Raw genomic sequence first — 9,720 nt, 5'->3', positions numbered from 1 at the left:
CTTATTCATAGCGAATAGGAAACCTCCTTGCTTTGTTGGTGGGTTGCAGCTCAACTATAGCACAGGCTTTTCCTATTCGCTATCTTTTTTTATCCGCTAGTGTAACACATCTATTGTAATCCTACAAACATTGCATATAAATTGCTTAATAGTACGCTTTTTATTTAATCAGAAATTTAATTGATTAATAATCATATTTTTACTATAATAAATAAAGGTATTCTTAAAACGCCGATGACTTCAAAGTACAAGACCTAAAACCAACATCTTTTCAATCTTGTTATATATATTACTAAACTCCGAAATCGGAAGCGGGTTTTTCCCTTTGCCAATTTCAATGGTAAAGCCCGGTTTTCTAAACACGTTTATATACCAGTCCTTAAATCCACCGTGTGAAGCAAGCCCTTCAGGCATACTGACAGTGTACCCGCTCGCTTCCGCCAACGCCCGAGCTATTTCTAACGAAATTTTCGGCGTCCTGTCGCCATATTTCCAGAATATCTCCTCACCCTGACTGTGAAAAGCATAAGCACGTCGGAAAAGCATTCTTCTGCAGAGATTGCACAACGCGTGGGTTTCCGGCTCGCTTTCCGGCCTGTAACCGCCGAACTGACTCGGCGCCGGCCCTGTAATTCCCTTTTCAATTTCCATAAGCCGGAGCGTTTTGAAACCCGCGTTGTAGTTGTGATTCAGGTCAACACCTCTGGCGTTTGCCTGCCAGTTGTCAAAATTGCCGCCGGAAATTCTAATAAGCCTTTCTTTCATGCCAAATGCAGTGGACAGGCCTTTTAAGTGAAGTTCCACGCCGTCAGGGTTGAGCATGGGAATAATATAGATGCTTTGTCTTGTCAATATTGCCCTAACATTCTTATCATGAAACTTTTCTCCACTTTCTATATGTGCGCATAATTCACCCGCAAATTTTATAAGTACCATCGAAGTCATGTATTCAAGCGCATGGTGGGCACCGACATACAATATCGGGTGTGCCCCAGTGCCTATTACAATAGCCGGTATCCTGCGTCCAAGAACGCTTTTCCCAATTGAAAAACGCTGGACGAATTTGTACCGCCATCTTAACAGTTGGACTGCCCTTATAAGCTCATCATAGCCCATGGGCTTGTTCTCTTCAAAAAATTCCGCCATAATATTCCTCCGATGCTTGTTAGCCAATTGATAAAAGACACAGTTTACGCGCAATATAATATATATGCCGCTTCTGTATGCTCAATGCAGCGATGAAAGGATGTCTTTCTTGAAATTCGAAGAAAAAACAACTTGTGAAAATGTTATATTTAAAGGAAAGTTACTCACGCTCCATCATGATGAAATCCTGCTCCCGAATGGTAAAAAAGCTGATAGAGAATTTGTCAAACATCCGGGCGGCGTCGGTATAGTCGCATTAACCGACGACGACTGTGTGTTGCTTGTAAACCAGTTCCGTTATCCGTATAAAGCAGAGATTCTCGAAATACCTGCCGGCAAATTAAAATACGGCGAGGACCCGCTCGAATGTGGCAAACGGGAGCTACTTGAGGAAACTGGCGCTTCAGCAAAAGAATTCATCAGTCTTGGACGTCTCTTCCCGTCCCCTGGATATACGAATGAAATCATTTACATGTTCCTTGCTACAGGCCTTTCATTCGGTGAAATGCATCTCGACGAGGACGAGTTTTTGGACGTTAGAAAAGTGCCTCTGGCTGAGGCCGTTGATATGGTTATGAAAGGCAGTATTGCTGATTCAAAAACACAAACAGCGCTTCTTAAAACATGGGTGCTGAAACATTAAAAATAATCTACTAATATTAAGGAGGAAATTATGACTTACGATTTTTATAAGATGCAGGGTATTGGGAACGACTACGTCTACATAAACTGTTTCGAGAGGGATATAGAAAATCCGGGCGAACTTTCGAAAAAGATTTCCGACCGCCATTTCGGAATAGGCTCAGATGGGCTTATTCTCCTCCGCCCCTCGACTGTTGCCGATGTCAAAATGAGCATGTTCAACGCCGATGGCTCAGAGGGCCTCATGTGCGGCAATGGCATACGCTGCGTCGGCAAGCTGGCTTATATGCTGGGGCTGGTCCATACTGATACAATAACAGTTGAGACACGGTCCGGTATTAAGAAACTTAAACTCAACATAAACAACGGGAATGTGGAAAGCGTCCGCGTAGATATGGGCTCACCTGCACTTGAAAGAGAAAAAATCCCGGTTGAATATGATGCACCCAGAGTTGTTAATGCACCTTTGACGGTTCTCGGGAAGGAATATCGCATTACCTGCGTCTCAATGGGCAATCCCCATGCTGTCATTTTCACTGATAATGTCGATGATATTGACCTTGCGAAAATCGGGCCCGGATTTGAAAAGAACCCCATTTTCCCCCAAGGTGTAAATACCGAGTTTGTTGAAATTCTCGATAATAAAAACCTCAAGATGAGGGTTTGGGAACGCGGCAGCGGAGAAACCCTTGCCTGCGGCACCGGAGCCTGCGCAGTCGTGGTCGCCGCATGCATTAACGGTATCTGCCCGCGCGGCGAGGAAATTAACGTCCACCTGCGCGGCGGTACACTTCAAATCAAGTGGGACAATGACATTGTATGGATGACAGGGCCTGCTGAGCTTGTCTTTACCGGTAAAATCGAAATCGTGTGATTTAATTTGCAGATATAATTCATATTTCAGGAGGAATTTAAGTGGCACTTGTTAATGAAAACTTCTTAAAATTAAAGCAAAATTACCTTTTTGCAGAAGTTGCAAAACGCGCTGACGCATTTAAAGCTGCGCACCCAGACAAAAAAGTTATTTCACTGGGCATAGGTGACGTAACCCGTCCGCTTCCCCAAGCCTGCATAGAGGCTATGCACAAGGCAGTTGACGATATGTCAAGGCCAGAAACATTCAAAGGTTACGGCCCTTATCGCGGCTACGACTTCCTTTGCGACGAGATAGCAAAGCACGATTATAAAGCGCGCGGCGTTGATATATCTACAGAAGAAATCTTTGTCAGCGACGGCGCAAAAAGCGATACCGGCAACATCGGCGATATCTTCAGCAAAGACAATATAGTTGCCATCACCGATCCCGTTTATCCAGTATATATGGATACCAACATTATGGAGGGACGTGAGATTAAGATAATTCCCTGCGGAGAGCAGAGCAACTTTGCGCCGATTCCTCCTGATTTCCACGCTGATTTAATTTATCTTTGCTCACCGAACAATCCGACCGGCTCGGTAATCAAAAAGGACCTGATGAAGGCTTGGGTCGATTATGCTATAAAAAATGAGGCGATAATACTTTTCGACGCCGCATATGAGAGATTCATAACTGAAGATGATGTTCCGCACAGCATTTTTGAGATTGAAGGGGCTAAGAGCTGCGCTATTGAATTCCGTAGCTTCTCAAAGACGGCTGGATTTACAGGCACACGCTGCGGGTATACAGTTGTTCCGAAAGGGCTTATGGCGAAAACCGCCGACGGGCAGAAAACCGACCTCAATGCGATGTGGTACCGCCGTCAGTCCACCAAATATAACGGAACTTCATATATCATTCAGCGCGGTGCGGCAGCGGTTTATACCGAAGAGGGCCAGAAACAGATCAATGAATCAATCAGTTATTACCTCGAAAACGCGAGAATTATCAGAGAGGGTCTTTCAGCGGCTGGCATTGAGTGTTCCGGCGACATAAACGCGCCTTATATCTGGGTCAAATGCCCGGACGGCATGACTTCATGGGAGATGTTCGATAAGCTCCTGAATGAGACCGCCGTTGTAGGCACCCCCGGCTCCGGATTTGGTGAAATGGGCGAAGGTTATTTCCGTCTTACCTCATTCGGAAGCCGCGAAGATACAATTGAAGCCGTTGAGCGTATCAAGAACAATTTCTAAGTTTCGCAAACCTTAGAACAGCACATAACGTATAGCTGCAATATCAACAAAAACACCCGGTTTAAATCCGTATACTGCGGATTTCCGGGTGATTTTTTTCAATAATTACAGGTTTTAAAATAAACTTAGTACTTCTTAACTATGTGATCATAAATCCTTTTTAGCTTCTCTCTCTGCTTTGCAGTCTCTTCTTCATTAACTATGAATTTCCCTTCATATTCCTGCAATATATCGCCTTCTCTGAGATCATCGGCCAGTTCTTCACGTCTTACATCATATAACCGTCCATATTCATCTTCGAGAACTCCATATTCTCCCTCAAACCTAACGAAAGTATATCTCTTTAGATGCATCATATTCGTTTCCACTTTACTTCTCCTCTTTGTATGATAATTTTTTACCGTCGCTTTCAATCACGACAGTACCATCATAATCTGTTCTGAATAGTTTCGCGCCGCTGTCCTTCACTCTCCGCACTACTTCATTACTCGGCAGACCATAACTGTTATCCCGCCCGACACTGATCACCGCTATGGACGGATGAACGGCTTTCAGAAAATCAGTTGAGGATGCAGTTTTGCTGCCATGATGTCCAATTTTAATAACGTCTGCGGAAAGATCTTTGTATTTCGAAAGCATATCTCTTTCGGATATGCTTGACGCGTCACCCATAAACAAAAATGAAGTATTCTTATATGTCAGCCGGATAACAACCGACATATCGTTTAGTTCATCATACTTGGCCAGAGGCGCGAGAATAGTAAATTTAGCACCACCCAAATTATATGTATTACCAATTTTTGCTTGTAATATACCATACTTCTTATCTGAGATGGTATTTAGTAGCCGTTTGAACGAGTTAGTCGTGGTCGTGGCGCCGGAAAGTATTACGTTGTCCACATGAAACTTTCCTAAAACACCAACAAGTCCGCCAATATGGTCATCGTGCGGGTGTGTGCCGACTACATAGGACAAACTTTCAACGCCTTGACTTTCAAGATAATTTTCAACCTTTTGCGCTACATCAGAAGTTCCCCCATCAATCAGCATATATTTTCCTTCACAGCTTATAAGAGTGCTGTCTCCCTGACCAACATCAATGAAGTGAACGGAAAGCGCTTTAGTTGTCTTCTTCTGATATAAAAGCCCGTCTGTAGCGTTATTGAACGCATCAAGAGGTTTTTGCAGCTGCTGCGGCAGTATTCCCTGGTCACACAGGTTTATTATAAGGATAAATACAAGAGCAATGGGAAGTGCTATTAACAGCCTTTTCAGCTTTTTCTTCTTTTTTGCCATTTCCTCTTTTTGTCCCCTTTGTGCACAGGCATTGCCCTTTCTTTTTCAGTGCGCCTAACCGGGTTGAGCGGGCGCACAAGGCAATCGCGGCTAAAGCCTATCAAATCCTGCCGTCCCGCTTTTTTTAGTGCCTCAACAACAAGAGCGTGGTTTTTGGGGTTGAAATACTGCAGTAATGCCCTTTGCATGGCCTTTTCGTGTGCGTCCCTTGGAACATAAACCTTTTTCATTGTGAACGGGTCGATTCCTGTATAGAACATACAGGTTGAAATCGTACCAGGCGTCGGGTAAAAATCCTGTACCTGTTCCGGTCTCATATTTTCGCGTTTTAAAAATAGCGCGAGTTCTACGGCGTCTTTAAGAGTGCTGCCGGGGTGTGATGACATCAGATATGGGACGAGATACTGCTTTTTGCCCGCTTTCTTTGTCATTTCATAAAATTTGCGGCTGAATTTTTCATAGGCTTCAATATGAGGTTTACCCATCTTGTCCAGTACGGCCGCCGAACAGTGTTCCGGTGCGACCTTAAGCTGACCGCTTACATGGTGCTCCACCAGCTCTTTCATAAAGGTATCGTCTTCATCTTGCATCATGTAGTCAAAACGCAGTCCCGAACGCACAAACACCTTTTTAATGCCTGGAAGCGAGCGCAGTTTCCTAAGGAGGTCAAGATATTCCTTATGAGATACTTCGATATTTGGGCAAGGCGTTGGCGCAAGGCACTTTCGTCCGGCACATAACCCGTATTTAAGCTGCTTTTTGCATGACGGCTGCCTGAAATTCGCTGTAGGTCCGCCGACATCATGGATATAGCCCTTAAAATGCGGATTTTGGATAAGTTCCTTTGATTCATTGATAACAGATTCCTTGCTGCGAACCGTTATCCTCCTGCCCTGATGGAAAGCGATGGAGCAGAAGTTGCAAGCGCCGAAGCAGCCTCGGTTGTGGATTATTGAGAACTCAACTTCCTCAATTGCCGGAACACCGCCGTCTTTTTCATACATGGGATGATAATACCGCTCAAAAGGCAGGCTGTAAACTTTGTCCAGCTCTGCTGTCTCAAGCGGAAGAGCGGGAGGCATCTGGAAAAGATATTTGTCGCCATGCTTTTGGGCAATGGCTTTTCCCGTTATGGCATCCTGATTGTCATATTGAATCCGGCAACCGACGGCATAAGCCATTTTATCGGTTTTGACCTCTTCAAATGACGGGCATACAACAGCTTTATCCAAACCCTCAAAATCGGCAGTGCAGGAAAAACAAGTGCCGCGGATATCAGTCATATCTTTGGCTTTCCCGCCCTTTTTAAGGCGTCTTGCAATTTCAACTGTCTGCCGCTCACCCATGCCGTATACAAGCAAGTCTGCACCCGAATCAAACAGGATGGACTGCCGCACGTTGTCATCCCAATAATCATAGTGGGCAAAGCGGCGCAGTGACGCCTCAAGCCCTCCGATAATAACAGGCAGCTCCGGATAAAGCTGTTTCAGCCTTTTAGTATATACTTCAACAGCTCTGTCCGGCCGTCCGCCCATTTTGCCTCCCGGCGAATAAAAATCGCGGCTCCGGCGCCTTTTTGCAACGGTGTAGTGCGCCACCATTGAATCAATATTTCCGGAGGTGACAAAAAAGCCGTAACGCGGCCTTCCCAATGCCTTTAAGGCATCAGGATCTTTCATATCTGGCTGCGCAATTATTCCAACCTTAAAGCCTTCTGACTCAAGTATCCTCGAAATTATGGCGATACCGAAACTCGGATGATCTACATAAGCGTCGCCGGTTATACATATAAAATCAAGATAATACCATCCTCGGGACAGCATATCTTCTTTTGAAACAGGTAAAAACACAGCATTCCTCCTGGCTTGCTTAACTTGAGTTGAACTAAATGCCATTCGGTGTTCCGAGTTATTAAAGCTATTTAAGCAATATTTTGTTATATTAACAGTCTTTATTGTATTTCCCTTATTTTTACAGACATCAACAAAACACCACTTATTCTAATTCCAACACAAGCGCAGAAGCAAACATCAATTCTAACAATATTAATATGGCATAAGAGTGTTTACTTTATTTAAATAATGATAATTAAGATAACGGAATTAATCGGCAGCCTTAATTGTTGCTGCCTTCATTCATCTTCTCCCACTGAATCTTAGTCATAAGTACCTGACGCGGTTTGCTGCCGTCAGGAGGCCCGACAATGCCACGTGCCTCCATTTGGTCAATTATGCGCGCGGCGCGGGAATAGCCCAGTTTAAGCCGCCTTTGAAGCATAGATGTGGAAGCAGTACCGGCTTCAATGACACATTCAATCGCCTGCGGTAGCAAGGGATCTGCGTCACCTGACGAGTCATCTGTTTTTTCGTTGCTCTTAACCGACTGCTTTTCTATCTCATCGAGAATCTCCTCGTCATAATCGGTCTGGGTGTCCTTCTTGACGTATTCAGTCACAGCTTCGACTTCCGAATCGGACACAAAGCAACCCTGAACTCTGATGGGCTTTGACGCGCCCATAGGGAGAAACAGCATATCGCCGCGCCCAAGAAGCTTTTCCGCTCCGCCCATATCCAGAATGGTTCTGGAATCTATCTGAGAAGAAACGGCGAAAGCTATTCTTGAGGGGATATTCGCCTTGATAACGCCGGTGATGACATCAACCGACGGCCTTTGGGTCGCTATTACCAAGTGCATGCCTGCCGCTCTTGCCATCTGGGCAAGCCTGCAAATCGCGTCCTCAACGTCCTTCGGGGCCGCCATCATAAGATCCGACAGCTCGTCTATTATGATGACAACCTGCGGCATCGGTTCAAGCCCTTGACTGCGCGCCAACTTGTTATAGCCCTTTATGTCGCGGATATTGTTATCAGCAAAGCGCTTGTATCGCCCAAGCATCTCAGTTACAGCCCAATTAAGTGCTCCCGCTGCCTTCCCCGGATCTGTGACAACCGGCACGAGTAGGTGAGGTATGCCGTTATAGATACCGAGTTCGACTACCTTCGGGTCAACCATCAAGAACTTGACCTCTTCCGGCGACGCCTTGTAGAGGATACTCATTATAATGGTGTTTATGCAGACTGACTTACCGCTTCCTGTAGCGCCGGCAATCAGCATGTGGGGCATTTTCGCTATATCAGCGACAACGATATTGCCCGTAATATCCCGCCCCAGCGCTATTGTCAGCTTGCTTTTTGCCTGCCTGAATTCTTCAGATTCTATAACCTCGCGCAGGTGAACTACGCTGACTTTTTTATTAGGAACTTCAATGCCGACGGCAGATTTATTCGGAATCGGTGCTTCAATGCGCACACCAGCACTTGCAAGGTTAAGGGCTATGTCGTCGGCAAGCGCGGTAATACGGCTTATTTTAACCCCGGCGGACGGCTGAAGCTCATATCTTGTGACAGCCGGCCCGCGGCAAATGTTGATGATACGGGTTTCTACACCGAAGCTTTTCAGTGTATCGACCAGCGTTGCAGCGTTCGCTTTGAGTTCCTCAGAGACATCTGCATTGGACACCCGCGTTTCCTGTATCAACAAAGAGGTAGGCGGGCTGTCATATATCTTCTGTTGAACGCCTGTAACTGTCGGGACTGATTCAGTCTTTCTCTCAACTACATAGGGCTTTAAATCATCGTTTGCAAGACTTGCTGCTTTGCTCACGAGCTCGTCAAGTTCAGGCGATCTGCTGGTCTTTTCGTTCTCGTTTTCTGACTCATTGGCAGAGCTGTTTATAAGTTCATCGTCAAGCTTTACATCTATATTATAACGGGGCTTCCTGTGCTTAAATTTGACCGGCTCCGGTTCCGGCGGAAATTCTTCTTCCTTGTTTTGCTTCTTCCTTGCAAAGGGAAAGAGCGCATACAAAAGCTTTTTCAATGTCAATTCACACAGCAGCATGAGAAGAACAATTGTGAGAAGCACGATTGTGATTATTGCGCCGACTTTTCCAAACATCATATACAGAGGCGCACCTATTATGCCTCCCGCAACGCCGCCGCTGTGAAATTGAATACCAGTTCTGTAAAGCTCTTTAAATCCGCCCGGCGGAAACTTGCCGACCGTAAAAATATGTATCAATGCGTCTATCATAAAAACAAGTCCGGTCATTTCCAGCAATTTTGCCGTTAATGACTGAACAGGCTTCTCAAACGCGGCAACAACCGCAATATAAATCATTATCGCCGGAATAACATAAGCGCAGACGGAGAAAATCCCCAGCAACATTTCATGGATAAATCTCCATACGTGTTCCCCGGGGAAAATTGTAATCGCTGCAAACAAAAGCGCCGTGAAAAATAGAATTATAGCGCCGCCTTGTCTTGATAACCGGCGGTGTTTACGCTCATTTACGATTTCTACTTGTTTTTTTCCTGTCCGCGGCGTTTTTGTTGTTTTGCCGCCATTTTTCTTCTTCTTTGCCACATTCGTAGGCATTTAGACCTCCATGCCATCATTCGGCTATCTATCCTAATAGCTATAATTATATATATATTTTATTATTTCGCTGACAATTTGTCAATA

General features: G+C 45.1%; 8 protein-coding genes. 3 read left to right on the top strand and 5 right to left on the bottom strand.

Features of this window, described 5'->3' with window-relative positions:
* Positions 1–240: 240 nt before the first annotated feature.
* Positions 241–1,146, bottom strand: a complete 906-nt coding sequence (locus V6C21_RS05695) for a M14 family metallopeptidase (RefSeq protein WP_034840937.1) — start codon at positions 1,144–1,146, stop codon at positions 241–243.
* A gap of 100 nt (positions 1,147–1,246) precedes the next feature.
* Here V6C21_RS05695 and V6C21_RS05690 point away from each other — a divergent pair, with 100 nt between their 5' ends.
* The 3 genes from V6C21_RS05690 to V6C21_RS05680 are packed head-to-tail and all read left to right on the top strand — an operon-like array spanning position 1,247 to position 3,900.
* Positions 1,247–1,789 (top strand): NUDIX hydrolase, encoded by a 543-nt coding sequence (locus V6C21_RS05690; RefSeq protein WP_045085968.1) that lies wholly within the window; start codon positions 1,247–1,249, stop codon positions 1,787–1,789.
* Between the two features lie 30 nt (positions 1,790–1,819).
* The gene (gene dapF, locus V6C21_RS05685) at positions 1,820–2,662 is read left to right on the top strand and encodes a diaminopimelate epimerase (RefSeq protein ID WP_034840933.1); all 843 of its coding nucleotides are present in this window, start codon (positions 1,820–1,822) and stop codon (positions 2,660–2,662) included.
* Positions 2,663–2,703: 41 nt separating this feature from the next.
* On the top strand, positions 2,704–3,900 hold the full coding sequence (locus V6C21_RS05680) for an LL-diaminopimelate aminotransferase (protein WP_479268551.1): 1,197 nt from the start codon (positions 2,704–2,706) through the stop codon (positions 3,898–3,900).
* 125 nt (positions 3,901–4,025) lie between these two features.
* Here the strand turns inward: V6C21_RS05680 and V6C21_RS05675 are convergent, their stop codons facing one another.
* The 4 genes from V6C21_RS05675 to V6C21_RS05660 all read right to left on the bottom strand — a co-directional run bounded on the left by V6C21_RS05675 (position 4,026) and on the right by V6C21_RS05660 (position 9,633).
* Entirely contained in the window at positions 4,026–4,268 is a 243-nt protein-coding gene (locus V6C21_RS05675; protein WP_034840927.1) for a DUF3006 domain-containing protein, read from the bottom strand.
* Between the two features lies 1 nt (position 4,269).
* On the bottom strand, positions 4,270–5,196 hold the full coding sequence (locus V6C21_RS05670; protein WP_045085427.1) for a ComEC/Rec2 family competence protein: 927 nt from the start codon (positions 5,194–5,196) through the stop codon (positions 4,270–4,272).
* A complete protein-coding gene (locus V6C21_RS05665; RefSeq protein ID WP_479268550.1) occupies positions 5,172–7,091 on the bottom strand; it encodes a YgiQ family radical SAM protein in 1,920 nt (639 codons plus the stop codon). Before V6C21_RS05665 ends, V6C21_RS05670 begins: the two co-directional genes overlap by 25 nt.
* A gap of 220 nt (positions 7,092–7,311) precedes the next feature.
* Entirely contained in the window at positions 7,312–9,633 is a 2,322-nt protein-coding gene (locus V6C21_RS05660; RefSeq protein ID WP_479268549.1) for a DNA translocase FtsK, read from the bottom strand.
* Positions 9,634–9,720 lie beyond the last annotated feature (87 nt).

The sequence above is a fragment of the [Clostridium] cellulosi genome (assembly GCF_036762875.1).
Taxonomy (GTDB): domain Bacteria; phylum Bacillota; class Clostridia; order Oscillospirales; family Ethanoligenentaceae; genus Ruminiclostridium_D; species Ruminiclostridium_D cellulosi.
Note: the sequence above shows the minus strand (reverse complement) of the source record. Positions and strands in the feature narration are given on the sequence as shown.